Origin of the sequence: Streptomyces koelreuteriae (assembly GCF_018604545.1) — a bacterium.
Lineage (GTDB): Bacteria > Actinomycetota > Actinomycetes > Streptomycetales > Streptomycetaceae > Streptomyces > Streptomyces koelreuteriae.
Genome location: NZ_CP075896.1, coordinates 4,170,945 through 4,197,718, shown reverse-complemented (window position 1 = coordinate 4,197,718; position 26,774 = coordinate 4,170,945). Strand labels below are relative to the sequence as shown.

Sequence of the window (26,774 nt, the reverse complement as noted above, 5' to 3'; positions counted from 1 at the left end):
CCGTACGTGTCTGTCGAAACGCCGAGGGCCGCCGTACCCGAGGGGTACGGCGGCCCATGTTTCACGTGAAACAGCTTCGCGTTTCACGTGAAACACCCAAGCCGGGCGTTCGGTCAGCTACCCCTCGGGGCCTCCGAAGATGCCTCCGTTGCCGTTTCCTCTGCTGTTACCGCCGTTCTCACTCGTATCCGTTGGCGAGGGCGAGGTGCTCGGCTCTCCGCCCGTGCCGCCGTTCTCCGTTCCACCGTCTTCCTCATCGCAGCCGAAGAAGCCACAGGTGTCGGTGGGCGAGGGCGACGGCAGCGTAGGCGACTCGCTGGGCGTGGCGCTCGGGGACTCGGTGGCGGTCTCGCTGGGCTCGACACTGGGAGTCGGCGTCGGTGTCGGAGCGCCCACCGCGTCCTGGATGTCGCCGATCTTCTCGGGCTCCGGGAAGCCGAGGTCGGTCGCGCCCTTCAAGGCGGCCTTCATGTACTCGGTCCACACCAGCGTGGGGACGTCACCACCGTGGATGGACACCTCGCCCGCCGTGCCGTTCATGGAGAGCAGCTTGGCGCTCTTGGGGTCCTCACGGAACATCGCGACCGAGGTCGAGAGCTGCTGGGTGTAGCCGACGAACCAAGCCGACTTGTTCTCGTCCGTCGTACCGGTCTTGCCGGCCGCCGTACGGCCCAGGGACAGCGCGTTCTTGCCCGTACCGTTCTGGATGACGTTCTCCAGAACGTTCGTGACGTTGTTCGCCACGTTCTCGGGCATCGCCTGCGTGATCCTCGGCTTCTCGAAGCCGGGAACTTCCTCCCCGTTGGACTTGACGCTCGTCACCGAGTACGGAGCGGCCTGCTTACCGGAGGCGGCGAACGTCGCGTAGGAGTCGGCCATGCGGATCGCGCTGGGAGTCGACGTGCCGAGCGCGAACGACGCGTTGAGACCGGCGAAGCTGCTGTCCAGGATGCCGGCCTTCTCGGCCAGGTCGGCCACGTTCTTCATCCCCACGTCCATGCCGAGCTGCACGAACGGGGTGTTGACGGACTGCTCCATCGCCTTGCGCAGGGAGATGTAACCCCACGGGCGATCGCTCTCGTTCTCCTGGAAGAAGGGCGTGTTGTCCTTCTTCATGACGTAGGTGCCGTCGTTGTTCCTGATCTTGAGATGGTCGTTGCCGTTGTACTTGCTGAGCGGCGAGAGACCGACGCCGTCGCTCCGGTAGGTGCCGCGCTCCATGGCGGCGGCGAGCACGAACGGCTTCCACGTCGAACCGACGGGGACACCCGAGGTGTCCGCGTTGTTGTTGAAGTGGCCGTTCTCGTACCCCGCGCCACCGTAGAGCGCGACGATCGCGCCGTCCTTGGGCTTCACCGACGCCGCGCCGAACTGGACGTGCTTGTCCAGCTCACGCTTTTCCGGGTCGAGCTTTTCCTTCTCGACCTTCTTCACGGCCTTGGTCAGTGCTTCGACCTTGGCCTTGTCGAAGGTCGTCTTGATCTGGTAGCCGCCCTGGTCGAACTGCTTCTCCGTGATGTTGGAGTGGTTCAGGACGTACTTCTTGGCCGTGTCCGCCAGGTAGCCGATCTGACCGCTCATGCCCTTGGCCGCCTTGCGCGGATCGGGCATGGGGTACTTGCTGATCGCCTTCTTGTAGTCGGCGTCGGAGAGCTTGTTGTCGTTGTGCATCTGCTGGAGGATCCAGCCCCAGCGCTCCTTGGACCGCTTGGTGTTGTCCTTCTTGTTCGCCGCCGGATCGAGGCCGTCGTTACCCGCAGGGTCGTAGTACGTCGGGCCCTTGAGCAGGGCGGCAAGGAAGGCGCATTCGCTCGGCTCGAGCTTGACCGCGTCCTTGCCGTAGTACGTCTGGGCGGCGGCCTGGATGCCGTACGCGCCGCGGCCGTAGTACGAGGTGTTGAGGTACCCCTGGAGGATCTCGTCCTTGGTGAGCTTCGTGCCCACCTTGATCGAGATGAACATCTCCTTGAACTTACGGGTGACCGTCTGGTCCTGGCTCAGGTAGGTGTTCTTGACGAACTGCTGCGTGATGGTCGAACCACCCTGCGTGTCGCCGCCCCGGGCCATGTTCGCCAGTGCTCGGGCGATGCCCATGGGGTCGACGCCCGAGTCCTGGTAGAAGCTCTTGTTCTCGGCAGAGATCACCGCCTGCTGCATGGCCTTGGGGATCTTGTCGATCGTGACGTTCTGCCGGTTCTGGCCACTGCCGGTCGCGATCATCTGATTGCCGTTGGACCAGTAGTAGACGTTGTTCTGCGACCGAGCGGCTGCGTTCTCCTCGGTGGGGACGCCCACCATCGCGTACCCGATGCCCGCCACGGCCACCAGGCTTCCGAAGAAGCCGATGCACAGGCCTGAGACGAGCTTCCAGGACGGCATCCAGCGCTGCCAGCCGTACTTGCCGGCCCGCGGATAGTCGATCATCCGCTTCTTGTCGTACATGGCCGGGCGCCCTCTGCCCCGGCCGGGCCCGGTCGGCCCGCCGGGAGCGGCGCGCCGGCCGCCTCGTGTCGGTTCGGCCGCTCTGCGGCGGCCGCCCCCACTTCTCTGCGCCGCACGCCGGGCATCCGCACGGCCGCCGTACTGGCGCTCCTCACCCCCCGAGTCGTAGGAGTCCGACCCATAGGAGTCGGACGGAGACCCGGTGGCGCCTCGCGGTGCCGCGCGGCGGCCGGAGGACGAGCCGGACTGGCCGCGTCGGGTCGCGGCACGTCCGCCTCCCTGCGGCTGCGGCGGTTTGCGACGGTGCTCGCTCATCGAACGACTACTCCTCGGGCAGGCGCACCCCTGCGCGCCTGGAAACGGCAGCTTGTTTCCGGTCCCCCCGAAGTACGGATGCGGTGGGCTCCGCATTCATCGGTCCCGTATGCACCCGTACTACACCGAAGACGAGGACGCCCTCAGGCGTCCCACGGTTCCCGGTGATGTGCATGGCGCACAGACTACGCACCGTCAAAACCTGCCGAGGACCGAAGTTCACCTCAAATCAGGCAACTCGCGTCTGACGAATCGGTGATGTGACCCCGTTCACCACACCCCCTCTTGTCGCATCCGCAAGGCCGTTCTATCGTCGTGATGTATCGAGTCGATACATCAGCGCGACACATCGGACCGAGACATGGGTACCGCGGGAGAGAGGAGGCGACGATGAGCCGGCGTTCCGGGATCCTCGAGTTCGCCGTACTCGGCCTGCTCCGCGAATCTCCGATGCACGGCTATGAGCTGCGCAAACGACTCAACACATCACTGGGTGTGTTCCGTGCGTTCAGCTACGGGACGCTGTATCCCTGCCTCAAGACGCTGGTCGCCAACGGCTGGTTGATCGAGGAGCCGGGGAACACCACCGAGGACGCCCTCGCCGCCCCCCTCACAGGGCGGCGCGCCAAGATCGTCTACCGGTTGACGGCGGAGGGCAAAGAGCACTTCGAACAGCTGCTCTCCCAGACCGGGCCCGACGCGTACGAGGACGAGCACTTCGCCGCCCGTTTCGCCTTCTTCGGGCAAACCTCACGTGATGTACGCATGCGCGTGCTGGAAGGCCGCCGCAGCCGGCTGGAGGAGCGCCTCGAGAAGATGCGCGTCTCCCTGGCCCGGACCCGGGAACGTCTCGACGATTACACGCTTGAGCTTCAGCGCCACGGGATGGAGTCCGTGGAGCGCGAGGTGCGCTGGCTGAACGAGCTCATCGAGAGCGAGCGGGCGGGGCGGGACCTCAACGGTTCCTCCTCAGGGGAGCCCGCTTCGCGTGACACCACATCTGGAGCGTCGGGCGGCCTGCCCCGGCCAGGGGGCGACCCCCGGCCGGATACGCCCGACGACACCGCCACGTGAGAGCCCCTTGAAGGGCCTCACTCATACACACAGGGAGCAACCGGAATGGGTTCGGTTCGCGTAGCCATCGTCGGCGTGGGCAACTGCGCCGCCTCGCTGGTACAGGGAGTCGAGTACTACAAGGACGCCGACCCGGCGTCCAAGGTGCCGGGCCTGATGCACGTCCAGTTCGGCGAGTACCACGTCCGCGACGTCGAGTTCGTCGCCGCGTTCGACGTGGACGCCAAGAAGGTCGGTCTCGACCTCGCGGACGCCATCGGCGCCTCCGAGAACAACACCATCAAGATCTGCGACGTGCCCAGCACCGGCGTGACGGTCCAGCGCGGCCACACCCTCGACGGCCTCGGCCGGTACTACCGCGAGACGATCGAGGAGTCCGCCGAGGAGCCGGTCGACGTCGTCCAGATCCTCAAGGACAAGCAGATCGACGTCCTCGTCTGCTACCTGCCCGTCGGCTCCGAGGACGCGGCGAAGTTCTACGCCCAGTGCGCCATCGACGCCAAGGTCGCCTTCGTCAACGCCCTTCCGGTCTTCATCGCCGGCACCAAGGAGTGGGCGGACAAGTTCACCGAGGCGGGCGTCCCGATCGTCGGCGACGACATCAAGTCGCAGGTCGGCGCCACCATCACGCACCGCGTCATGGCGAAGCTGTTCGAGGACCGGGGTGTCGTCCTGGACCGCACGATGCAGCTGAACGTCGGCGGCAACATGGACTTCAAGAACATGCTCGAGCGCGACCGCCTCGAGTCGAAGAAGATCTCCAAGACGCAGGCCGTCACCTCCCAGATCCGCGACCGCGAGCTGGGCGAGGGCAACGTCCACATCGGCCCGTCCGACTACGTCGCCTGGCTGGACGACCGCAAGTGGGCCTATGTCCGCCTCGAGGGCCGTGCCTTCGGTGACGTCCCGCTGAACCTGGAGTACAAGCTCGAGGTCTGGGACTCCCCGAACTCCGCCGGCGTCATCATCGACGCCCTGCGCGCCGCGAAGATCGCCAAGGACCGGGGCATCGGCGGCCCGATCCTCTCCGCGTCGAGCTACTTCATGAAGTCCCCGCCCGTGCAGTACTTCGACGACGAGGCCCGCGAGAACGTCGAGAAGTTCATCAAGGGTGAGGTCGAGCGCTGACGCGCCGCCACAAGTCGCTCCTGCCAGGGCTGTGAGGGTCCCCGGGTCGTACGACCCGGGGACCCTCCCCGTATGTGAGGCTGTGCCTCATGGCCGTCGTCCGTGACCTGCGCGTCCTGTTGCGCTTCCAGGGCTTCCGGCGTCTGCTCGCCGTGCGCCTGCTCTCCCAGGGCGCCGACGGCGTGTACCAGGTCGCGCTCGCCGCGTACGTCGTCTTCTCTCCGGAGAGGCAGACCTCGGCCGCGGCGGTGGCCTCCGCGATGGCGGTGCTGCTGCTCCCGTACTCCCTCGTCGGCCCGTTCGCCGGTGTGCTGCTGGACCGCTGGCGGCGCCGCCAGGTCCTGCTGTACGGCAGCCTGCTGCGCGCCCTGCTGGCCTCGGCGACGGCCTTGCTGATACTCAGCCCGGCTCCCGACTGGCTCTTCTACGTCTCCGCCCTGTGTGTCACCGCGGTCAACCGGTTCGTTCTCTCGGGCCTGTCCGCCTCGCTGCCGCGGGTGGTCGACGCCGAGCGCCTGGTCATCGCCAACTCCCTCTCCCCGACCGCCGGAACGCTGGCGGCGACCGCGGGCGGTGGCCTGGCCTTCGCCGTACGCCTGGTGGTCGCGGACTCCGACGCCGCCGTGGTGCTCGTGGCGGCCGGGCTGTATCTCTGCGCGGCTGTGGCGTCGCTGAGCATGGCGCGGGAACTGCTCGGCCCCGACCGGACCTTGGTACGCGAGCGGTTCGGGCTCGCTGTCACGGGCACCGCCCGCGATCTGGTGGCCGGCGTACGTCACCTGGCCGCGCCGGAGCGCAGGGAGGCCGCCTGGGCGCTGGCGGCGATGTCGCTGATGCGGTTCTGCTACGGCGCCCTGCTGGTCATGCTGCTGATGCTCTGCCGGTACGCGCTCACCTCGACCACGGACGACGGGCTCGCCCTGCTGGGACTGGCGTTGGGCGTCTCGGGGGCGGGGTTCTTCGCGGCGGCCGTGGTGACACCCTGGGCCGCGGGGCGGCTGGGGCCGGGCCGCTGGATCGTCGTGTGCGCGGGGGCCGCCGCGCTGCTGGAGCCCGCTCTGGGGCTGCCGTTCGCGACCACCCCGCTGATGGTCGCGGCCTTCGTCCTGGGGCTGACCACCCAGGGCGCGAAGATCGCCACGGACACCATCGTCCAGTCGTCCGTGGAGGACGGTTTCCGTGGCCGGATCTTTTCCGTCTACGACGTCCTCTTCAACGCTTTCTTCGTCGGCGCCGCCGCCGTGGCCGCCCTGATGCTGCCGCCGGACGGCCGATCCGCGCCGCTGGTGATCACGATCGCCGTCATCTACGCGGCAGTAGCGGCTGCTATGGCCCGGTTTGGCCACCAGTAAGTGTCACATCAATGACACAGAGCCACTCCTGACTACTGGGTTGTCAGTGGGGCCCGATAACTTACGTGCGTCTTATCTCGCGACATGTTCGCGTCATTCACCATGCACTAGGGGGACCCCCGAATGACCACTCCGCCGCCCCAGGGCAACCCGTTCGCCCAGAACCAGCCCGCGGGTCCGCCCCAGGCTCCCTACCCGCCGCAGGGCGGCTACCCCCAGCAGCCCGGCCAGCCCGGCTTCCCGCCCCAGGGCGCTCCGTACGCCCCGGTCCCGCCGCAGCCGTCCGGCCGCAAGCTCAGCTTCAAGACCATCAAGAACATCGTGATCGTCATCGCGGTGGCGAGCGTGGCCATCGGCGGCTGGATAACCAGCCGGGACGACGCCAACACGGCGGCCGTCGGCGACTGCATGCACCGCGGCAGCACCAGCGACAACAACCCCGACCTCGAGGTCGTCAAGTGCAGCGACGCGAAGGCTCAGTACATCGTGCTGGCCAAGATCGAGGGCGCGTACCTCACGGACACGCTGGCGTCGAGCAAGTGCCGGTCCGAGGCCAAGGACTTCCAGTACTCGTACACCGAGAGCGGTGACGGCAAGGACTTCCTGCTCTGCCTGAAGGACTACAAGAAGTAAGGCAGACACAGAGAGGGGCGGTGTTTCACGTGAAACACCGCCCCTCGGCTGTCACCTGCGGGGTCATGTTTCACGTGAAACATGACCCCGTTTCACAGCCTCAGCCCTCCTGCTCGGCCCACCACTCCTTGAGCGCGGCCAGCGCGACCTCGTGCTCCATCGGGCCGTTCTCCAGCCGCAGCTCCAGCATGTGCTTGTAAGCGCGGCCGATGACCGGGCCGGGAGCGACGCCGAGGATCTCCATGATCTGGTTGCCGTCGAGGTCAGGGCGGATGGAGTCCAGCTCCTCCTGCTCCTGAAGGCTGGCGATCCGATCCTCGAGACCGTCGTACGCACGCGACAGGGCCGTCGCCTTGCGCTTGTTGCGCGTGGTGCAGTCCGAGCGGGTCAGCTTGTGGAGGCGATCGAGGAGCGGGCCGGCGTCACGGACGTAGCGGCGGACCGCGGAGTCCGTCCACTCGCCGGTGCCGTAGCCATGGAAGCGCAGGTGGAGCTCGACCAGACGTGAGACGTCTTTCACCAGCTCGTTGGAGTACTTGAGGGCCGTCATGCGCTTCTTGGTCATCTTCGCCCCGACCACCTCGTGGTGGTGGAACGAGACCCGGCCGTCCGTCTCGAAGCGACGGGTGCGCGGCTTGCCGATGTCATGGAGCAGGGCGGCCAGGCGGAGCGTCAGGTCGGGACCGTCGTCCTCCAGCGCCATCGCCTGCTCCAGGACGATCAGCGTGTGGTCGTAGACGTCCTTGTGCCGGTGGTGCTCATCACGCTCCAGGCGCAGGGCGGGCAGCTCGGGCAGCACACGCTCGGCGAGGCCGGTCTCGACAAGCAGCGTCAGGCCCTTGCGCGGGTGACGCGACAGGACCAGCTTGTTCAGCTCGTCCCGCACCCGCTCGGCCGAGACGATGTCGAGACGCCCGGCCATCTCCGTCATCGCCGTGATGACCTCGGGGGCGACCTCGAAGTCGAGCTGAGCCGCGAAGCGCGCGGCCCGCATCATCCGCAGCGGGTCGTCCGAGAAGGACTCCTCCGGGGTGCCAGGAGTGCGCAGCACACGCGCCGCGAGATCCTCGAGCCCACCGTGCGGGTCGACGAACTCCTTCTCCGGCAACGCGACGGCCATCGCGTTCACGGTGAAGTCACGACGGACGAGGTCCTCCTCGATGGAGTCGCCGTACGACACCTCGGGCTTGCGCGAGGTGCGGTCGTAGGCCTCCGAACGGTAGGTGGTGACCTCGATCTGGTAGCCGTCCTTCTGGGCGCCGACGGTGCCGAAGGCGATCCCGACCTCCCAGACGGCGTCGGCCCACGGGCGCACGATCTTGAGTACGTCCTGGGGACGGGCGTCGGTCGTGAAGTCCAGGTCGTTGCCGAGCCGGCCCAGCAGCGCGTCCCGGACCGAGCCGCCGACCAGGGCGAGTGAGAACCCGGCCTCCCGGAATCGGCGGGCGAGGTCATCGGCGACAGGAGCGACCCGCAGCAGTTCACTCACCGCACGGTGCTGCACCTGGCTGAGGGCACTGGACGTTTCTTCGTTGGCGTTCGGCACAACAGAAGAGGGTACGTGGCCCGGGCGGCCATGAGCTCCCCCTATTACGCGTGCAGACTCGTCATGCGGACTCGTCATTACGCGTGCGGACTCGTCCGTGAATAGACGCACAAGACCCGCCCTGGAGATGTAAAGAGCCGCTCCCTTCTATACGGTCACATACCGGGCAGGCCGGTGTCGGCCCGCGATCTTGTGGAACGGACCGCGGCACTTCCCCTCAGCGCGCATCGTTACCATGCGTGGACGCACATTCCGACGACCACTGACGACGACAAGGGACGGGCGAAGCGCGTGGCCGACGCGGCAGACTTCCAGGGGACCAGTGCCTCACCTGCCCGCCGGTGGCTGCGGCGCACCGGGGCACTGCTCGCCGGTGCGCCCCTGCTGGCCGGGCTGCTCCAGCTGCCCGCCGCGGCCCCGGCGGACGCGGCCGGACAGGAGGCCCCGCAGGCGACCGGCGGCGCGGGCTCGGTGGCCGTCGCTGTCGACTCGCTCACCCCCACCGCCCCCAGCGACGGGGACACGGTGACGGTGCAGGGCACGGTCACCAACAACGGCAGGCAAGCGGTCACCGACGCCCACGTCGATCTGCGGGTGGGTCCCTCACTCGACACCCGCTCCTCCATCGACGCCCTCGCCAAGAAGAGCAACGACGTCCAGGGCCCCGCCGGCAAGGCGGTCGGCGGCAAGTACAGCGAGAAGTTCTCCAAGCTCACCCCCGGCGTGGCCGAGCCCTTCAACATCTCCGTGCCGGCCGACGAGCTGGACCTCGGCCCGGACGGCGTCTACCAGCTGGCCGTCGCGCTCTCCGGGGAGACCTCCGCGCAGCCCTGGGACCAGGTCCTGGGGGTCCAGCGCACCTTCCTGCCGTGGCAGCCCGAGGAAGCCGGCACCAAGACGAAGACCACGTTCATGTGGCCGCTCACCTCCACCGTCCATATGACGGCGGAGACGGGGTCGAACGAGCAGCAGACACCGGTCTTCCGCAACGACGACCTCGCCGAGGAGATCGCCCCCGGCGGCCGCCTCGACCAGATGGTGTCGCTGGGCAAGGGCCTCGACATCACCTGGGTGATCGACCCTGACCTGCTGGCATCCGTCGACGCGATGACGCGGAACTACGAGGTCAGAGGCGAGGACGGCACCACCACCGCCGGCCGTAACCAGGCGGTCGCCAAGCGGTGGCTCGCCGAGCTCCAGCAGGCCGTCACGGGCAAGGAGGTCGTCGCCCTGCCCTTCGGCGACCCGGATCTGGCCTCCCTCGCCCACAACGGCACGAACGTCACGGGCTCGCTGAGCCACCTCAAGGAGGCCACCGACGTCGTCGAGGACACGGTGGAGACGATCCTCCACGTGAAGCCGTCCACCGACTTCGCCTGGCCCGCGGACGGGGCCGTCGATCCGTCGATCGTGAAGGTCGCCACCTCGGCGGGCGCCGACAAGGTGATCGCCCGCAGTGACAGCCTCCAGGACAACCTGTCGTACACGCCCTCCGCGGCCCGGCCCGTCGGCGGCGGCACCACGGCGGTCGTCGCGGACGCCAGGCTGTCCACGGCGTTCCAGGGCAACCTGACGAAGGCTTCCGCGTCCACCCTCGCCGTGCAGCGCTTCCTGGCCCAGAGCCTGGCGCTCGGCCAGCAGAGCGGCAAGCAGCGCAGTGTCGTCGTCGCCCCGCAGCGCATGCCCTCCGTGAGCCAGGCGCAGGCCATGGCCGAGGCTCTGGGGACCCTCCAGAGCGGGAACTGGGCCGAGTCGCAGGACCTCACGGACGCCGCCAAGGCCAAGCCGGACCCGGCGGCCAACACCAAGGTGCCGTCGGCCTCGGCCTACCCGTCCTCGCTGCGCAACCAGGAGCTGCTGCGGGCCGGCTTCGAGCAGATCGCGAGGACGCAGGGCAAGCTCGACAGCTTCAAGGTGATCCTCACCGACCAGTCCCGGGTGGTGACCCCCTTCGGGCGGGCGATGAACCGCGAGATGTCCACGTCGTGGCGTGGCCGGGGCGTCGCGGCAGTGGGATACCGCGACGGCGTCGAGTCGTACCTCGACGGGCTCACCGACGGGGTCAAGCTGATCGAGAAGTCGGAGACCAAGCTCTCCGGCCGCAGCGCCACCATCCCCGTGACCGTCCAGAACAACCTGGTCCAGGGCGTCGAGCACCTGCAGCTGCGGCTCACGTCGAAGAACCCGACGCGCCTGAAGATCGGCGACGACGCCTACGAGGAACAGCGCGTCACCGTGAACGGCGGCCACAGCCAGTCGGTGAAGTTCACCACGTCCGCCAACGCCAACGGCCGGGCGGAGGTCGTCGCCCAGCTCTACACGGAGGACGGCCAGAAGTACGGCGCTCCCGTCACCTTCGACGTGAAGGTCACCGAGGTCACGGCCACCGTGATGCTGGTCATCGGCGGCGGTGTCCTGCTCCTGGTCCTCGCGGGCTTCCGTATGTACACCCAGCGCAAGCGCGCCGCCGCCCGCGAAGCGGACACGGACGAGGACGGCCCCGCCGAGCCGGACGACGACGCCGACAGCCCGCAGGGCCCGGCCGGCGCTGCGCAGAACCCCGAGGCCCCCGGCGACCGTCTCCAGCAGAAGACGGAGGCCGGATCGCGGGCTGAGGGCCCGGAGCAGCCGAGTGACCCGGCCCCGGACACCGCAGCGGAAAGCGCCGACCCGTCCGGCACGGGTGAGAGAGTGGACCGTTAGATGTCGTGGCCGGTGGGCCGGGGACGATGAGGTGGGGTAACCATGAACGCGCCGTACGACGGTGACCGCGGCCGTGCCGCGGGCAGCTCGGGCTACCCCGAGTCGGGTGGGCCCGAGGGCCCGCCGGCCGAGCACGGCCAGGTACCGCCGCAGCCCCCCGCGGACATGTACCTCCAGGACGCCTACGACCAGGACCCCTACCGGGCACAGGACCTCTCCGCCCAGGACCCGGTCGCCGAGGCGCTCTACGACCGCGCCGCACACCCACCGCCCCCTGCCGGCACGTACCAGCCGCAGCAGATGTACGCCCAGCCGCCGCAGTCGCCCTACGCGCCCGACCCTCAGGTGTGGGCCCAGACGCCCGCGCCGGAGCCGGAGGGCCCGACACGGCACCTGCCGTACGGCGACGACCCCAGGACCACCCAGTTCGTGGGAGTGGACGATCTGGTCTCCCAGGCGGGCGAGCCGCGCCAGGAACCGGACGCCTTCGCACACCTCTACAGGGACCAGCAGCAGAACAGCGGTCACCCGTCGTACGAGCAGCCCTCGGTCCCCGGACCGTCCCAGGCCCCCGGACAGATGGCCCAGGGCCAGTACACGGCACAGGGCCAGTACGGGGCGCAGGGTCCGTACGGCGCGCCCGGCCAGACCGCACCGGCCCCGCCCCTCGTGGACGAACCGCCCGCCCCGGAGCCCGCTGCCTCGCCGGCTCCCAAGAAGGGCGGTCGCGCCGCAGGGCTGATGAAGTCCAGCGCCGTGATGGCGGCCGGCACGATGGTCTCCCGCCTCACCGGCTTCATCCGCTCCGCGCTGATCGTGTCGGCCATCGGCGTCGGCTTCCTCGGCGACACCTTCCAGGTCGCCTACCAGCTGCCGACGATGCTCTACATCCTCACGGTCGGCGGCGGTCTCAACTCCGTCTTCGTGCCGCAGCTCGTGCGCGCCATGAAGGACGACGAGGACGGGGGCGAGGCGTACGCCAACCGCCTGCTGACCCTCGTCATGGTGGCGCTCGGCGGGCTCACCGCGCTCGCGATCTTCGCTGCGCCGCTCCTGATCCGCCTGATGTCCCCCTCGATCGCCAGCGATCCCGCGGCGAATCAGGTCGCGATCACCTTCGTCCAGTACTTCCTGCCCTCGATCTTCTTCATGGGCATCCATGTGGTGATGGGCCAGATCCTCAACGCGCGCGGGAAGTTCGGCGCGATGATGTGGACCCCGGTCCTGAACAACATCGTCATCATCGTGACGCTGGGCATGTTCATCTTCGTCTACGGCACAGCGGCCGACTCCGGGATGAAGGTCACGACCATCCCGCCGGAGGGCCAGCGGCTCCTCGGCATCGGTGTCCTGCTCGGCCTCGTGGTCCAGGCGCTGGCGATGATCCCCTACCTGCGCGAGACCGGCTTCCGGCTGCGGCTGCGCTTCGACTGGAAGGGCCATGGCCTCGGCAAGGCCATGACGCTCGCCAAGTGGACGATCCTGTTCGTCCTCGCCAACCAGGCGGGCGCCATGGTCGTCGTCTGGCTGTCCACCGCGGCGGGCAAGGCCTCGCCCATGGACGGCACCGGTTTCTCCGCCTACGCCAACGCGCAGCTCATCTGGGGCCTTCCGCAGGCGATCATCACGGTCTCCCTGATGGCCGCGCTGCTGCCGCGTCTGTCGCGGTCGGCGGCCGAGGGCGACGCGGGCGCCGTCCGCGACGACATCTCCCAGGGCCTGCGCACCACGGCGGTCGCGATCGTGCCGATCGCGTTCGGTTTCCTCTCGCTCGGCATCCCCATGTGCACGCTGATGTTCGGCTCCTCGGGCACCAGCGCGGCCACCAACATGGGCTTCATGCTGATGGCGTTCGGTCTCGGCCTGATCCCGTACTCGGTGCAGTACGTCGTCCTGCGCGCCTTCTACGCCTACGAGGACACCCGAACCCCCTTCTACAACACAGTCATCGTGGCCGCGGTCAACGCGGGCGCGTCGGCGGTCTGCTACTTCGTCGTCCCGGCCCGCTGGGCCGTGGTCGGCATGGCCGCCTCGTACGGCCTGGCGTACGCGATCGGTGTCGGCGTCGCCTGGAGCCGGCTGCGCAAGCGGCTGGGCGGGGACCTCGACGGCGCCCGTGTCCTGCGGACTTACGCCCGGCTGTGCATCGCGTCGATCCCGGCCGCACTGCTCAGCGGCGCGGCCTGCTACGGCATCGGCCAGACCATCGGCCAGGGCGTCTTGGGCTCGCTCGCCGGGGTACTGGCCGGCGGTGCCGTGCTTCTCGGGATCTTCTTCGTCGCCGCCCGCCGCATGCGCATCGAGGAACTCAACTCGCTGGTCGGCATGGTCCGCGGACGCCTGGGACGCTGAGTCGGGGGGTAGGCGCACAACCATCGTCAGCCGCCGCGTGTCGTGCATAGCGGCGGACTGTGGGCACAATTGGTTTCGGCGTCGGACGGCGCGCAACGGATGCCGGCCGGCGCGCACATGGATGGGGAGGCAGGAACGACGGTGGCGGAACGTAGTACGGCTGCCGTCGACGTGGCAGACAACAGCGACGACACGTCGCTGACCGCCAAGGCGGACCAGTCCACGGCCGACGGGGTGGCCAAGAACCGGGAGCGGGACACGGACAGCGACGAGGTACAGGAGAGCACCCGGACCGACGGGCCCGGAACGACCTCGCCGCCGGAACTGCACAGCGGGCACAAACTCGCCAGACGCTACCGCCTCGAGGAGTGCGTCACCCGTCTGGACGGTTTCAGCAGCTGGCGTGCCGTGGACGAGAAGCTCCGCCGTGCCGTCGGCGTGCACATCCTGCCCGCCGACCACTCACGGGCCCGCTCGGTCCTGGCCGCCGCACGCTCATCCGCGCTTCTCGGCGACCCCCGCTTCGTCCAGGTGCTGGACGCGGTGGAGGAGAACGACCTCGTCTACGTCGTCCACGAGTGGCTTCCCGACGCGACGGAGCTGACCCCGCTCCTCGCCTCCGGGCCGCTGGAGCCGTACGACGCCTACCAGATGGTCAGTCAGATCTCCTCGGCCATGGCCGCCGCGCACCGTGAGGGTCTCGCCCATCTGCGGCTGAACCCCAACGCCGTGCTGCGCACCTCGACCGGTCAGTGGCGCATCCGCGGGCTCGCCGTGAACGCCGCCCTGCGCGGCGTCACGACCGAGACCCCGCAGCGCACCGACACCGAGGCCATCGGTGCCCTGCTGTACGCGGCGCTCACCCAGCGCTGGCCGTACGAGAGCGACGCCTACGGCCTGGCGGGGCTGCCGAAGGACATCGGCCTGATCGCACCCGACCAGGTGCGTGCCGGTGTGCACCGCGGGCTGTCCGAGCTGTCCATGCGCGCGCTCGTCAACGACGGTGCCACCGCCTCGCGGCACGAGTCGCCGTGCACGACGCCCGAGGAACTGGTGAAGGCGATCGGCGAGATGCCCCGCATCCGTCCGCCGGAGCCGGCGTTCACGGCCCCGCCCGAGTACCAGCGCACGACGTACCAGCAGGGCACGTACGGCCGCCAGGCCCCGCGTCTCGGCGCCACCCAGCCGGTCCCGACCCCGCCGCCCCCGCTGCAGAGCCGCACGGGCAAGGCCCTGAAGTGGGCCGTGTCCGCGCTCCTGATCGCCGCACTGGGCCTCGGAAGCTGGCAGCTCGCGGACGCGCTCATGGACCAGGGCGGCAAGACGGACGAACCCAACCAGACGCAGACACCGGGCGGCGGCGAGAAGAACCAGAAGAGGCCGGTCAGCAAGCCGATCACCATCGAGGGCGCCCAGGACTTCGACCCGTTCGGCAACGACGGATCCGAGAATCCGGACGAGATAGACCAGCTCTACGACACCGCTCCTGGCACCTACTGGGAAACGAGCTTCTACACGAGTGCCGACTTCGGTCGGCTGAAGTCCGGTGTGGGCGTCATCCTCGACCTCGGCAAGGTCCAACAGGTAGGAAAGGTGACTGTGTCCTTCAAGGGGGACACCTCCGCTGAGCTCCGCGCGGCCGGGGACTCGGGTACACAGCCCCAGTCCTTCGACGGCTACACCAAGGTCGCCGACGGCTCAGGTACGACTGTTGCCCTCAAGCCCGATAAGTCGCTCAGCACGCGGTACCTCCTGGTGTGGCTGACCAAGCTGCCACTGACGGAGCAAGGCAACTACCGCGCCCGAGTCGTGGACATCAAGGTGACCAGCTGACGGCATCTGCCTCGAGGAAGGAGGCCGATGGCAGACGGCACCGGGTACGACGGAGTAAGCGATCAGGATCTGCTCGCCCGCCATGTCGAAGGCGACCCCGACGCCTTCGGCGAGATCGTGCGGCGGCATCGCGATCGTCTCTGGGCCGTCGCCCTGCGGACGCTGGGAGACCGCGAGGAGGCCGCTGACGCGGTGCAGGACGCCCTCGTGTCCGCCTACCGGGCCGCCCACACCTTCCGGGGCCAGTCGGCCGTCACAACCTGGCTGCACAGGATCACGGTGAACGCCTGCCTGGACCGCGCCCGCAAGGTCGCCTCCCGGAAGACCTCTCCCGTCGACGACACCGAGCGTCTCGAGCAGCTGCTGGAGCCGCACGAGTCGGCCTCCGCGCCCGCCGAGCGCAATGATCTCCATCGGCAGCTGATCGAAGCCCTGGGGACCCTGCCTGCCGATCAGCGCGCGGCGCTCGTCCTGGTGGACATGCAGGGCTGCCCGGTCGCGGAGGCGGCCCGCATCCTCGACGTGCCGACCGGCACGGTGAAGAGCCGGTGCGCACGCGGCAGAGCCAGACTCCTGCCGCTGCTCACCCATCTGCGGCCCAACAGCGGCGGCGAGGGCAAGAACCCCGGCGGGGAACGGAACCGGACGCAAGAGCCAACCGTCCCACCCGCAGCGGGACCACGCCGAACGGGACCGCCGGACACAGGACCGAGCGACTCAGCCGCAGTGAAGGGCGGAGGTGGACGAGCGTGACGTCGACGACAGACATGGCAGGGCACCCGGACGTCGCGGAGATCTCCGACCTCTCCGAGGGCATCCTCCCTGCGCCCCGGAGCAGCGACGTGCGTCGCCATCTGGACGGCTGTGAGCTCTGCGCGGACGTCTATGCCTCCCTGGAGGAGATCCGCGGCCTGCTCGGCACGCTGCCGGGCCCCCCGCGCATGCCCGCCGAGGTCGCAGGCCGCATCGATGCCGCACTCGCCGCCGAGGCTCTGCTGCACGCCACGGAGCCCGAGGCCGCAGAGGGGCCGGCGCCGGCAAGCGCTCCCCGTTCCGCTTCCGAGCGCGACAGTTCCCGGCACGCCAATTCCGGACGCGACAGTTCCGAGCCCGACAGCGGTGCGCATGTTTCACGTGAAACATCGACACCCGCCGACCGGCCCGCCGGGCGCCCCCGCTCTTCCACCACCGGACCGGGCCGCAAGGGGCGCACACGCAACGGGCGTCGCAGGATTGCCGTTCTGGGGACCGTCTTCACGGTGGCAGCCCTGGGGCTGGGCTCCGTCCTGCTGTCGTCACTCGGCGACAACAAGCCGACCCACGACACAGCGGGCGATCGGCAGACCACCGCTGCGGACACCTTCTCCGAGGGCAAGCTGCAGAAGCAGGTCACCGATCTCCTGGCCAAGAACCAGAGCGAGGAGGGCGGCAGCTCCCGCACCCCGCTCGGTGCGGCGACCGCCCCCGGCACCAATAACCCCAGGGTCCTCAGGGAACCCACCGTGCCCGGCTGCGTCCGTGACGGCATCGGGCGCAAGGACGCGGCCCTGGCTGTCGAGAACGGCACGTATCAGGGGAAGAAGGCCATGCTCGTGCTGCTGCCCAGCGCCTCCGATGCCACCCGGGTCACCGCCTATGTCGTCGACGCGACCTGTGTGGATCACCAGGCGTCCACGGCTGAGGGCAAGGTCCTCCTGGAGCGCTCCTACCCGTCCTCCTGAGCGAGTGCATCGTCTGTGCCCTGCGTGGTATCCAGCACAGTGCCGCATCTCCGTGTGCCCGGACACAGCGGGAATGCGCGCCCCTTAGGATCCGTTGGGTGGTGTGAGAGTCCTGAGGGAAGCTCCCACCGGTCGAACGACGCAGTCCAGAGACGAGGAAACAAGCCGTGAGCGACGTCCGTAACGTGATCATCATCGGCTCCGGGCCCGCCGGCTACACGGCGGCGCTCTACACCGCGCGCGCGTCGCTGAAGCCGCTGGTGTTCGAGGGCGCCGTCACCGCCGGCGGCGCGCTCATGAACACCACCGACGTCGAGAACTTCCCTGGCTTCCAGGACGGCATCATGGGCCCCGAGCTCATGGACAACATGCGTGCCCAGGCGGAGCGCTTCGGAGCGGAGCTCGTCCCGGACGACATCGTGGCCGTCGATCTCTCCGGTGAGATCAAGACCGTCACGGACACCGCCGGCACCGTCCACCGGGCGAAGGCCGTCATCGTCTCGACCGGCTCGCAGCACCGCAAGCTCGGTCTGCCGAACGAGGACGCCCTCTCCGGCCGTGGAGTGTCCTGGTGCGCCACCTGTGACGGGTTCTTCTTCAAGGACCAGGACATCGCCGTGATCGGTGGTGGCGACACCGCCATGGAGGAGGCCACCTTCCTCTCGCGGTTCGCCAAGTCCGTGACCGTCGTCCACCGCCGCGACACCCTGCGCGCGTCCAAGGCCATGCAGGAGCGCGCCTTCGCCGACCCGAAGATCAAGTTCGTGTGGGACAGCGAGGTCGCCGAGATCCAGGGCGACCCGAAGCTCTCGGGCCTGAAGCTGCGCAACCTCAAGACCGGTGAGCTCTCCGACCTGCCGGTGACCGGCCTGTTCATCGCCATCGGCCACGACCCGCGCACCGAGCTCTTCAAGGGTCAGCTCGACCTGGACGAAGAGGGCTACCTGAAGGTGGAGGCGCCGTCGACGCGCACCAACCTGACCGGTGTCTTCGGTGCCGGCGACGTCGTCGACCACACCTACCGCCAGGCGATCACCGCGGCCGGGACCGGCTGCTCCGCTGCGCTCGACGCCGAGCGCTTCCTCGCCGCCCTCGCGGACGAGGAGCAGCCCGAGCCCGAGAAGACCCCTGCCTGAACCCCTCCCTACCCGCCCCACGCACCAACCAGTTAAGGAGCCCGCCGTGGCCGGCACCCTGAAGAATGTGACCGACGACTCCTTCGAGCAGGACGTCCTCAAGAGCGACAAGCCTGTCCTGGTGGACTTCTGGGCCGCCTGGTGCGGTCCTTGCCGCCAGATCGCGCCATCCCTCGAGGCGATCGCCTCCGAGTACGGCGAGAAGATCGAGGTCGTCAAGCTGAACATCGACGAGAACCCGGGTACGGCCGCCAAGTACGGCGTCATGTCCATCCCGACCCTGAACGTCTACCAGGGTGGCGAGGTCGCCAAGACCATCGTGGGCGCGAAGCCGAAGGCCGCGATCGTTCGCGACCTTGAGGAGTTCATCGCCGAGTGAATCGGCTGAGCCCGTCGTAGCGACGGTGCATGTTTCACGTGAAACACGAATGGGCCAACCCGGAAGGGTTGGCCCATTCGTTTGACTGCCGCCTTCTCTACAGCGGCCGCAGCGCCGGTTCCTTCTGTACGGCACCCAGGAGCCGGTCCAGCGCCATCTCGACGTCTTCCTTCCAGGAGAGCGTCGATCTCAGGTCCAGTCTCAGCCGGGGACTGGTGGGGTGCTGCCTGACCGTCTTGAAGCCGACCGCCAGGAGATGGTCGGCGGGCAGCAGACAGGCCGGCTCCTTCCAGCGCACATCTCCGAACGCCTCGATCGCCTTGAAGTCGCGGCGCAGCAGATCCTTGGCGACCGTCTGGACCATCACCCGGCCCAGCCCTTGACCCTGGTAGCCCGGCACGATGAACCCGGTCATCAACTGCACCGCGTCAGGGGAGATGGGACTCGTGGGGAAGGCCGTGGAGCGGGGGACATAGGCGGGAGGGGCGTAGAGCACAAAGCCCACCGGGACATCGTCGACGTACACGACCCGACCGCAGGATCCCCAGTCCAGCAGAACAGCCGAGATCCAGGACTCCTTCTCCAGAGCGGGTGTGCCCGCCTTTACCGCGGCCTCACCGCTGACTGGGTCGAGCTCCCAGAAGACACACGAGCGGCAGCGCTTGGGAAGGTCCTGAAGGTTGTCCAGCGTGAGCGGTACGAGCCGACGCCCCATGAAGGCTGTTCCTCGCTTCCTTCGCCCGCCGCATCGCGGGCGGCTGTCAGAGCGCTCCGTTCCTTGAGGAGACTGCCGATGAACCCACCGACCGCCCCCAGCCCCAAACCGGCGCCCACCAGTCCGGTGCGGCTCATCGTTCCCATGGCCCTGCCTTCCTTTCAGAAGTGCTACCGGTTGATCGCGCCGTATCCCAACGCATCGTATCCACGATGCGATTCCATCGATACCGCCAGAAAGGAAAGAGCGGGCCACGTTCCGGTACACACCGGACACGGCCCGCTCTGTCGGATGCACAGCGGAGAGTCCTGGCGGAGGCTCAGGACTCGCTCTCCTCGGAGTCACTCTCCGAGAGGCTCTTCTGCAGGACCGGCCCCTCCCCGGGAGCGAGGGAACCGAGGATCCGCTCCAGGTCCTCCATGGAGGCGAACTCGACGGTGATCTTGCCCTTCTTCTGACCCAGGTCCACCTTCACCCGCGTCTCGAAGCGGTCCGACAGCCTCGTGGCGAGGTCGGACAGCGCGGGAGAGACCAGGGCACCGGCGCGCGGGCCCTTGGGCCGCTGAGCCTTCTGAGGCCGTGAGCCCATCAGGGTCACGATCTCCTCCACAGCCCGCACCGAGAGCCCCTCGGCCACGATGCGATGAGCCAGCCTGTCCTGCTCCTCCGAGTCCTCGACGGACAGCAGTGCCCGTGCGTGGCCGGCCGAGAGCACCCCGGCGGCAACGCGGCGCTGCACAGCCGGAGAGAGCTTCAGCAGGCGCAGGGTGTTGGAGACCTGCGGGCGGGACCGGCCGATCCGATCCGCCAGCTGGTCGTGCGTGCAGTTGAAGTCCCTCAGCAACTGGTCGTAGGCGGCTGCCTCTTCCAGCGGGTTCAGCTGGGCGCGGTGCAGGTTCTCCAGCAAGGCGTCCAGGAGGAGCTTCTCGTCCTCCGTGGCCCGCACGATCGCCGGGATCGCCTCCAGTCCTGCCTCGCGGCAGGCACGCCAGCGGCGCTCGCCCATGATGAGCTCGTAGCGGGCGGGGCCCACCTGCCGTACGACGACCGGCTGGAGGAGCCCGACCTCCTTGATGGAGGTGATGAGCTCGGCCAGCGCGTCATCGTCGAAGACCTCACGCGGCTGCCGCGGGTTCGGCGTGATGTCGTCGAGGGGGATCTCGGCGAAGTGCGCACCGATGGGCGCCGCAGGCAGGGCGGGAGCGCTGGGCTGAACCGGCTCCTCTGTTTCACGTGAAACAGCCGGCAGCGTCGCTACCTTCGCTGCCGCCACCCCACGGTCGTTCGGCAGTGCGGGCACTGCCGTGGGGGAGGCGGAAGCAGCTCCCCCTGCCGCCGCCTGGGCCACCGATTTCTCCGTGGGGGCAGCAGGGATCAGCGCGCCGAGTCCACGGCCCAGTCCCCTCCGTCGATCGCTCACTGGATGCCCTCCACCATGCTCGGGTCGTTCTGCTGTACGCCGATGTGGGCGTGCGTGGCTTCATAGCTGATGCCGACGCCCTTCAGCGCGATCTCTCGTGCCGCCTCAAGGTAAGAGAGGGCACCACTCGATCCTGGATCGTATGTCAGTACCGTCTGCCCATAGCTCGGCGCCTCGGAGATACGGACGGAGCGGGGGATGCTCGTCCGCAGTACCTCGTCGCCGAAGTGGGTGCGCACCTCGTCCGCGACCTGGGAAGCGAGGCGCGTCCGGCCGTCGTACATGGTGAGCAGGATGGTCGACACGTGCAGGGCGGGGTTGAGGTGCCCGCGCACGAGGTCGACGTTGCGCAAGAGCTGCCCCAGGCCCTCCAGCGCGTAGTACTCGCACTGGATGGGGATCAGGACTTCTTGGCCCGCCACCAACGCATTGACCGTCAGGAGGCCGAGTGAGGGCGGGCAGTCGATGAGGATGTAGTCCAGCGGCTGCTCGTACGCCTGGATGGCGCGCTGCAGCCTGCTCTCCCTGGCCACCAGGGACACCAGCTCGATCTCAGCACCGGCGAGATCGATCGTGGCAGGGGCGCAGAAGAGACCCTCGACATCGGGGACCGGTTGGACGACCTCGGAGAGCGGCTTGCTCTCCACCAACACGTCGTAGATGGACGGAACTTCCGCGTGATGGTCGATGCCCAGCGCCGTGGACGCATTGCCCTGTGGGTCGAGGTCGACCACCAAGACGCGGCCGCCGTGCAGGGCCAGCGATGCGGCAAGGTTGACGGTCGTCGTCGTCTTGCCCACACCGCCCTTCTGGTTGGCGACCACCATGATTCGGGTCTGCTCGGGCCGTGGCAGGCCCTCGCCGGCGCGGCCCAGTGCCTCCACCGCCAGTTGGGCAGCACGACCGATGGGAGTGTCGTCCATCGGAGGCGGTGTTTCACGTGAAACATCCGCCCCCATCGACTCGGTACGGGGACCGGGGACCGGATCGGTCATCGGTCCCGCGATGTTGGCGTCGGACCGCAAGGATTCACTCTCCTCGACTTCAGGCTCGCAATGAACAGAGCCTCCCATGCCTTCGGGGTCGTGAACCAGTGAGGCCTGGCGTTCTGTGGAGAAATCCACCTCTGTGGACAACTCGGTTCCCTCATCGAGTGAACCGAGAGGCTTACGGTCGCGGGGTTCGGCCGCAGCGCGGCCACGACTGATGATGCCGTGCAGCAGTGAGCGACGTTTCACGTGAAACACGATGCACAGCAGCCGTGGCCGAACTGCCGCGACACTCCGGCATGCATCGGTTTGGCAGCTTGTGTGGAGTACGTCTCGTCCTCAGGACGGATCAGCGCAGTCGGAACGGGATCCGCTCAGCGACGCCGACGGGCCCGACCCGTGCGAGCCGCTTTGGCTCGCTTCGCGGCGAAGCGCACACCGCCGGGGCTCTCCCCGACCTCGACCCGTACGACAGTGGACATCGGGTCCACCACGCCCTCACCCACATGCAGGATGGACGTCTCCACGGCACCCAGCTTGCTCAGTGCCGCGGACGCGCTCTTCAGCTCCTCCTCGGCGGCATCGCCCTTGAGCGCGAGCATCTCGCCGTAGGGGCGCAGCAGGGGGACGCCCCAGGTGGCGAGACGGTCGAGGGGTGCGACGGCTCGGGCGGTCACGACGTGGACGGGCTGGATCTTCCCCATGACCTCTTCGGCCCGGCCGCGTACGACCGTCACGTGATCGAGGCCGAGCAGCTCCACGACCTCGGTGAGGAAGTTGGTGCGCCGCAGCAGCGGCTCCAGCAGCGTGATCTTCAGGTCCTCCCGGACGAGTGCCAGGGGAATGCCGGGCAGGCCGGCGCCCGAGCCGACGTCGCACACGGTCACGCCCTCGGGCACGACCTCCGAGAGCACCGCGCAGTTCAGCAGGTGCCGCTCCCACAGGCGGGGCACTTCTCGCGGGCCGATGAGACCGCGCTGTACGCCCGCATGAGCGAGCAGCTCGGCGTACCGCACCGCATCCGCGAAGCGATCACCGAACACCTCGCGCGCCTGCTCGGGCGCGGGGGGAAGCGCCGCTGCCTCCGTCACGGGGGACCGTCCTTCCGTACCGCGTCGGCGCGCCCAGCGCCGACGCCAGAACCACCAGAACTATCAGGCTGACAAAGTTCGGCCCCGCCTGCGCAACAGACGGGGCCGAGGAAACGTAGGGCCGATCAGGCGGGCAGCACGACGACGAAGCGCTGCGGCTCCTCGCCCTCGGACTCGCTGCGCAGGCCCGCGGCCTTGACCGCGTCGTGCACGACCTTGCGCTCGAACGGCGTCATCGGGTCCATCTTCACGGCCTCACCGCTGCTCTTGGCCTCGGCCGCGGCCTTGGCGCCCAGCTCGGACAGCTCGGAGCGCTTCTGGGCGCGGTATCCCGCGATGTCGAGCATCAGACGGCTGCGGTCGCCGGTCTCCCGGTGCACCGCCAGACGGGTGAGCTCCTGGAGCGCCTCCAGCACCTCACCCTCGCGGCCGACCAGCTTCTGCAGGTCGCGGCCCGCGTCGCTGATGATCGAGACGGAGGCACGGTCGGCCTCGACGTCCATGTCGATGTCGCCGTCGAGGTCGGCGATGTCGAGCAGACCCTCCAGGTAGTCCGCAGCGATCTCGCCCTCCTGCTCCAGGCGGGAGAGGGTGTCTGCACCCTCGGCAGCGGCGGAGGTGGTGCCTTCCGTCACGGGATGGACTCCTTCTTACTTCTTGGACGGGGACTTGGGCCGCTGCGGGCCCTTGCGCTGTCCGGACTGGGCCTTGCTGCGGGCACCACTGCCGGACTTCGCGCCGCCCTTCTGGGCAGCGGCGGCGGGCTTGGCGTCGTCGGGCTCGTCGGACTTGCTCAGCGACGTCTTCGGCTCGCCCTCACCGGCCGCCTTCGCAGTACCGGACTGGCGCTGGGACTTGCTCTGGCGCTTGGGCTGCTGACGCTTGGGGGCGGCCGTGGTCGACGTACCGTCCTCGTTCTCGACAGCGGCAGTGGTGTCGCCCTTGATCACGGTGCCGTCGGCCTGGGCGACGAGTCCGGCCTTGGTGAGGCCGTTGATGAACTTGCGCTCGAACTCGTTGCGGTCGCGTCCCTTGGCGACGATCGCCTTGACGACGGCCCGGTCGCGGCGCCGGCCGACCTTGCTGTGCTGCGCGACGTGCTTGTTCAGACGCTCGAGGTACGAGGCCTGGGCCTTGGAACCCGGGGTCGGGTTGTTGTGGATGACGTACATCTGCTGGCCCATGGTCCACACGTTGGTGGTCAGCCAGTAGACGAGGACACCGACGGGGAAGTTGATGCCGAAGACGGCGAACATGACCGGGAAGACGTACATCAGCATCTTCTGCTGCTGCATGAACGGCGTCTTCACCGTGGTGTCGACGTTCTTCGTCATCAGCTGGCGCTGAGTGAAGAACTGCGACGCCGACATCAGGACGATCATGATGGCGGTGACCACACGGACGTCGGTGAGGGAGGCACCGAGTGCTTCCACCTTCGCCGAGCTGTCGGTGAACTTCGCCGCGAGCGGCGCACCGGCGATGTGGGCCTTCTGCGCGCTCTGCAGCAGGCTCTGGTTGATGACACCGATGGTGTCGCCCGTCGCGATGCTGTTGAGCACGTGGTACAGGGCGAAGAAGAACGGCGACTGCGCCAGGATGGGAAGGCACGAGGAGAGCGGGTTGGTGCCCGTCTCCTTGTACAGCTTCATCATCTCTTCGGACTGACGCTGCTTGTCGTTCTTGTAGCGCTCCTGGATCTTCTTCATCTCGGGCTGGAGCGTCTGCATCGCCCGGGTCGCCTTGATCTGCTTCACGAAGAGCGGGATCAGGCAGATACGGATCAGGATCACCAGGGACACGATCGACAGGCCCCAGGCCCAGCCGGTGTCAGGGCCGAAGAGGGCGCCGTACACCGAGTGGAACTGGACGATGACCCAGGAGACGGGTGTGGTGATGAAGCTGAAGAGGCTGGCAATCGTGTCCACTAATCATGCTCCTTGGGCATGGGACGGTGTCTCTGCGGCCGGGCTCGAAGGAGTCGACTGACTTGTGGGAGAAGTCTGTCCCTCGATGGCCGGGTCGGCGGCGGAGGGCCCGCCCTTGCGTGCACGCCACGCGGTACGCAGCATTTCGTGCCACCGCGGGCGCTTGCGCGGCGGGACATGGTCCACACCACCCAGCGACCACGGATTGCACCGCAGGATGCGCCAGGCCGTGAGTGCCGTTCCCTTGATGGCACCGTGCCGGTCGATGGCCGTGTAGCCGTAGCGGGAGCACGACGGGTAGTACTTGCAGACCGGCCCGAGCAGCGGACTGATCGTCCACTGGTAGAGCTTGATCAGAGCCAGCAGCGGGTACTTCATCGCGCGCCCCCTCCCAGCAACCGCTGGAGAGCGGCATCCAGGTCTCGGGCCAGCTGTGCATGGTCGGCGTCACCCGATCCGGGCAGCGCTCGTACGACTACCAGGCTACCGGGGGGCAGCAGGGCGACTCGCTCGCGCATCAGATGGCGAAGCCTGCGCTTCACCTTGTTGCGCACGACCGCGCCACCCACGGCTTTGCTCACGACGAAACCCGCACGCGTCGGGGGAGCGCTCTCCCCAGGCGCATGCGGGTCCGTGGCACCGCTTCGAAGGTGGACGACGAGGTGCGGGCGTCCTGCCCGGCGTCCTCGCCGTACCGCGGTCGCGAAGTCTTCGCGCCGCCTCAGCCGATGCTCGGTAGGCAGCACGACGTCATGACCTGATCGGGATCAGGCGGACAGGTTGGCGCGACCCTTGCTGCGGCGGTTCGCGAGAATCGCGCGGCCGGCACGGGTACGCATCCGCAGGCGGAAGCCGTGGGTCTTCGCGCGACGACGGTTGTTCGGCTGGAAGGTGCGCTTGCTCACTCGGGGGCTCCAGAAGAAATCGGTAGATGCGGGGTGCCGTCCTGGCTGTCACCGTGCGCCCACGAGTAGCTCGCAGTTACGCCCGAGTGCACCGCTGACCGATCACCCAAATGACCTGTGCCCATCGGAGGCAGGCGGCAGCAGCCATCGACAACTCGACCTGGTTACGGTACGCGCGGCTACGCCATCCGGTCAAACCAGGAGTCGCCGGGAGACACTTGTCCACAGGCTGGGGACAACAACTTGAACCGTACCGGCCGCCCTGACTACCGTGACGGAACTCCGATTCGTTCCTTTATCCCTGCCCCACTCGATTTACATCCCGAGCCGTCCCAGAACCACACGTTCGTGGGACCTGTGAGAGAGCGTGCCCTGTGGCTGACGTACCTGCCGATCTTGCCGCAGTGTGGCCACGCGTATTGGAGCAGCTCCTCGGGGAGGGTCGCGGTCAGGGGGTCGAGACCAAGGACGAGCACTGGATCCGGCGCTGCCAGCCGCTCGCGCTGGTCGCGGACACCGCGCTGCTCGCCGTACCGAACGAATTCGCGAAGGGCGTACTCGAGGGCCGGCTGGCGCCGATCGTCAGCGAGACGCTGAGCCGCGAGTGCGGCCGCCCGATCCGGATCGCGATCACCGTCGACGACTCCGCGGGCGAGGCCCCCGCCCCGCCGGCGCCCCCGGCCCGCCCCCAGCAGTCGCGCTACGAGGAGCCCGAGCTCCCCGCCGCGCGCCAGGAACGCGACGGATACGAGGGGTACGGCCGCCACCGCGCCGACCAGATGCCGGGAGGGGCGGGCGATCAGCTTCCGCCTACGCGCGGAGATCAACTGCCCAGCCCGCGCCCCGCGTACCCGTCCGAGTACCAGCGCCCCGAGCCCGGCGCCTGGCCGCGGCCCACGCAGGACGAGTACGGCTGGCAGCAGCAGCGCCTCGGCTTCCCCGAGCGTGACCCGTACGCGTCACCGGGGCAGGACTCCTACGGCTCGCAGGACCAGTACGGCAACAAGGACCAGTACGGCGGCGGCCAGGACCAGTACGGCGGCGGCGCCCAGGACTCGTACAGCTCGCAGGACTCCTACGGATCCCAGGACTCCTACAAATCCCACGGGTCCCAG

General features: G+C 68.4%; 22 protein-coding genes and 1 pseudogene. 12 read left to right on the top strand and 11 right to left on the bottom strand.

The window, feature by feature from the left end; all coding sequences use genetic code 11:
• Nucleotides 1–117: 117 nt before the first annotated feature.
• Nucleotides 118–2,379: a transglycosylase domain-containing protein gene (locus KJK29_RS18825; protein WP_215124348.1), complete on the bottom strand. Its 2,262-nt coding sequence runs from the start codon at nucleotides 2,377–2,379 to the stop codon at nucleotides 118–120.
• A 768-nt stretch (nucleotides 2,380–3,147) separates the two neighbouring features.
• Between KJK29_RS18825 and KJK29_RS18820 the strand changes: the two genes are divergently transcribed.
• The 4 genes from KJK29_RS18820 (at nucleotide 3,148) to KJK29_RS18805 (ending at nucleotide 6,944) form a co-directional block, all read left to right on the top strand.
• Nucleotides 3,148–3,831 carry a PadR family transcriptional regulator gene (locus tag KJK29_RS18820; RefSeq protein ID WP_215120321.1) on the top strand — a complete coding sequence of 228 codons (684 nt, stop codon included), beginning with the start codon at nucleotides 3,148–3,150 and terminating at the stop codon, nucleotides 3,829–3,831.
• Nucleotides 3,832–3,876: 45 nt separating this feature from the next.
• Complete coding sequence (locus KJK29_RS18815; RefSeq protein WP_184593856.1) at nucleotides 3,877–4,959, top strand: inositol-3-phosphate synthase; 1,083 nt, start codon at nucleotides 3,877–3,879, stop codon at nucleotides 4,957–4,959.
• Between the two features lie 89 nt (nucleotides 4,960–5,048).
• Nucleotides 5,049–6,311 (top strand): MFS transporter, encoded by a 1,263-nt coding sequence (locus tag KJK29_RS18810; RefSeq protein ID WP_215120320.1) that lies wholly within the window; start codon nucleotides 5,049–5,051, stop codon nucleotides 6,309–6,311.
• A 123-nt stretch (nucleotides 6,312–6,434) separates the two neighbouring features.
• Nucleotides 6,435–6,944 carry an LppU/SCO3897 family protein gene (locus KJK29_RS18805; protein WP_215120319.1) on the top strand — a complete coding sequence of 170 codons (510 nt, stop codon included), beginning with the start codon at nucleotides 6,435–6,437 and terminating at the stop codon, nucleotides 6,942–6,944.
• A gap of 100 nt (nucleotides 6,945–7,044) precedes the next feature.
• Here KJK29_RS18805 and KJK29_RS18800 read toward each other — a convergent pair whose 3' ends face one another.
• On the bottom strand, nucleotides 7,045–8,490 hold the full coding sequence (locus tag KJK29_RS18800) for a CCA tRNA nucleotidyltransferase (protein WP_215120318.1): 1,446 nt from the start codon (nucleotides 8,488–8,490) through the stop codon (nucleotides 7,045–7,047).
• A gap of 291 nt (nucleotides 8,491–8,781) precedes the next feature.
• Here KJK29_RS18800 and KJK29_RS18795 point away from each other — a divergent pair, with 291 nt between their 5' ends.
• The 7 genes from KJK29_RS18795 (at nucleotide 8,782) to trxA (ending at nucleotide 18,614) form a co-directional block, all read left to right on the top strand.
• A complete protein-coding gene (locus tag KJK29_RS18795) occupies nucleotides 8,782–11,193 on the top strand; it encodes a DUF6049 family protein (protein ID WP_215120317.1) in 2,412 nt (803 codons plus the stop codon).
• A gap of 42 nt (nucleotides 11,194–11,235) precedes the next feature.
• The gene (murJ, locus tag KJK29_RS18790) at nucleotides 11,236–13,545 is read left to right on the top strand and encodes a murein biosynthesis integral membrane protein MurJ (protein WP_215120316.1); all 2,310 of its coding nucleotides are present in this window, start codon (nucleotides 11,236–11,238) and stop codon (nucleotides 13,543–13,545) included.
• Between the two features lie 141 nt (nucleotides 13,546–13,686).
• Nucleotides 13,687–15,378: a protein kinase family protein gene (locus KJK29_RS18785; protein ID WP_215120315.1), complete on the top strand. Its 1,692-nt coding sequence runs from the start codon at nucleotides 13,687–13,689 to the stop codon at nucleotides 15,376–15,378.
• Nucleotides 15,379–15,405: 27 nt separating this feature from the next.
• Nucleotides 15,406–16,131 (top strand): RNA polymerase sigma factor SigM, encoded by a 726-nt coding sequence (gene sigM / locus KJK29_RS18780; RefSeq protein WP_215120314.1) that lies wholly within the window; start codon nucleotides 15,406–15,408, stop codon nucleotides 16,129–16,131.
• Nucleotides 16,128–17,099, top strand: coding sequence for an anti-sigma factor family protein (locus KJK29_RS18775; RefSeq protein ID WP_215120313.1), 972 nt, complete (start codon nucleotides 16,128–16,130; stop codon nucleotides 17,097–17,099). Before sigM ends, KJK29_RS18775 begins: the two co-directional genes overlap by 4 nt.
• A gap of 167 nt (nucleotides 17,100–17,266) precedes the next feature.
• On the top strand, nucleotides 17,267–18,235 hold the full coding sequence (gene trxB, locus KJK29_RS18770) for a thioredoxin-disulfide reductase (protein WP_215120312.1): 969 nt from the start codon (nucleotides 17,267–17,269) through the stop codon (nucleotides 18,233–18,235).
• Between the two features lie 46 nt (nucleotides 18,236–18,281).
• Nucleotides 18,282–18,614: a thioredoxin gene (gene trxA, locus KJK29_RS18765; protein ID WP_184593875.1), complete on the top strand. Its 333-nt coding sequence runs from the start codon at nucleotides 18,282–18,284 to the stop codon at nucleotides 18,612–18,614.
• A gap of 97 nt (nucleotides 18,615–18,711) precedes the next feature.
• Here trxA and KJK29_RS18760 read toward each other — a convergent pair whose 3' ends face one another.
• From KJK29_RS18760 to rpmH, 9 genes are all read right to left on the bottom strand, one after another.
• Nucleotides 18,712–19,329: a GNAT family N-acetyltransferase gene (locus KJK29_RS18760; protein WP_215120311.1), complete on the bottom strand. Its 618-nt coding sequence runs from the start codon at nucleotides 19,327–19,329 to the stop codon at nucleotides 18,712–18,714.
• Between the two features lie 319 nt (nucleotides 19,330–19,648).
• Nucleotides 19,649–20,749: a ParB/RepB/Spo0J family partition protein gene (locus KJK29_RS18755; protein ID WP_215120310.1), complete on the bottom strand. Its 1,101-nt coding sequence runs from the start codon at nucleotides 20,747–20,749 to the stop codon at nucleotides 19,649–19,651.
• Complete coding sequence (locus tag KJK29_RS18750; protein WP_215124347.1) at nucleotides 20,746–21,822, bottom strand: ParA family protein; 1,077 nt, start codon at nucleotides 21,820–21,822, stop codon at nucleotides 20,746–20,748. The genes KJK29_RS18755 and KJK29_RS18750 overlap by 4 nt, the downstream gene beginning before the upstream one ends.
• Before the next feature lie 290 nt (nucleotides 21,823–22,112).
• Nucleotides 22,113–22,829, bottom strand: coding sequence for a 16S rRNA (guanine(527)-N(7))-methyltransferase RsmG (gene rsmG, locus KJK29_RS18745; RefSeq protein ID WP_215120309.1), 717 nt, complete (start codon nucleotides 22,827–22,829; stop codon nucleotides 22,113–22,115).
• Between the two features lie 125 nt (nucleotides 22,830–22,954).
• Nucleotides 22,955–23,464 (bottom strand): Jag family protein, encoded by a 510-nt coding sequence (locus KJK29_RS18740; protein ID WP_215120308.1) that lies wholly within the window; start codon nucleotides 23,462–23,464, stop codon nucleotides 22,955–22,957.
• Between the two features lie 15 nt (nucleotides 23,465–23,479).
• Complete coding sequence (gene yidC, locus KJK29_RS18735) at nucleotides 23,480–24,754, bottom strand: membrane protein insertase YidC (protein ID WP_215120307.1); 1,275 nt, start codon at nucleotides 24,752–24,754, stop codon at nucleotides 23,480–23,482.
• Nucleotides 24,755–24,757: 3 nt separating this feature from the next.
• Nucleotides 24,758–25,132 carry a membrane protein insertion efficiency factor YidD gene (yidD, locus tag KJK29_RS18730; RefSeq protein WP_215120306.1) on the bottom strand — a complete coding sequence of 125 codons (375 nt, stop codon included), beginning with the start codon at nucleotides 25,130–25,132 and terminating at the stop codon, nucleotides 24,758–24,760.
• Nucleotides 25,129–25,500, bottom strand: a complete 372-nt coding sequence (gene rnpA / locus KJK29_RS18725) for a ribonuclease P protein component (protein ID WP_215120305.1) — start codon at nucleotides 25,498–25,500, stop codon at nucleotides 25,129–25,131. Before rnpA ends, yidD begins: the two co-directional genes overlap by 4 nt.
• A 21-nt stretch (nucleotides 25,501–25,521) precedes the next feature.
• A complete protein-coding gene (gene rpmH, locus KJK29_RS18720; protein WP_018846094.1) occupies nucleotides 25,522–25,659 on the bottom strand; it encodes a 50S ribosomal protein L34 in 138 nt (45 codons plus the stop codon).
• 374 nt (nucleotides 25,660–26,033) lie between these two features.
• On the opposite strand from rpmH, the pseudogene dnaA reads away from it, so the two are divergent.
• Nucleotides 26,034–26,648 (top strand): annotated as a pseudogene (gene dnaA / locus KJK29_RS39395) (chromosomal replication initiator protein DnaA); the annotation flags it as partial.
• Nucleotides 26,649–26,774: the final 126 nt, after the last annotated feature.

Excerpts from the sequence above, each read along its gene's own strand:
- KJK29_RS18805 (WP_215120319.1), top strand. The coding sequence starts at position 6,435 with ATGACCACTCCGCCGCCCCAGGGCAACCCGTTCGCCCAGAACCAGCCC.
- murJ (WP_215120316.1), top strand. The coding sequence starts at position 11,236 with ATGAACGCGCCGTACGACGGTGACCGCGGCCGTGCCGCGGGCAGCTCG.
- sigM (WP_215120314.1), top strand. The coding sequence starts at position 15,406 with ATGGCAGACGGCACCGGGTACGACGGAGTAAGCGATCAGGATCTGCTC.
- KJK29_RS18810 (WP_215120320.1), top strand. The coding sequence starts at position 5,049 with ATGGCCGTCGTCCGTGACCTGCGCGTCCTGTTGCGCTTCCAGGGCTTC.
- KJK29_RS18750 (WP_215124347.1), bottom strand. The coding sequence starts at position 21,822 with ATGGGAGGCTCTGTTCATTGCGAGCCTGAAGTCGAGGAGAGTGAATCC.
- KJK29_RS18820 (WP_215120321.1), top strand. The coding sequence starts at position 3,148 with ATGAGCCGGCGTTCCGGGATCCTCGAGTTCGCCGTACTCGGCCTGCTC.
- KJK29_RS18760 (WP_215120311.1), bottom strand. The coding sequence starts at position 19,329 with ATGGGGCGTCGGCTCGTACCGCTCACGCTGGACAACCTTCAGGACCTT.
- yidD (WP_215120306.1), bottom strand. The coding sequence starts at position 25,132 with ATGAAGTACCCGCTGCTGGCTCTGATCAAGCTCTACCAGTGGACGATC.
- KJK29_RS18815 (WP_184593856.1), top strand. The coding sequence starts at position 3,877 with ATGGGTTCGGTTCGCGTAGCCATCGTCGGCGTGGGCAACTGCGCCGCC.
- KJK29_RS18825 (WP_215124348.1), bottom strand. The coding sequence starts at position 2,379 with ATGCCGTCCTGGAAGCTCGTCTCAGGCCTGTGCATCGGCTTCTTCGGA.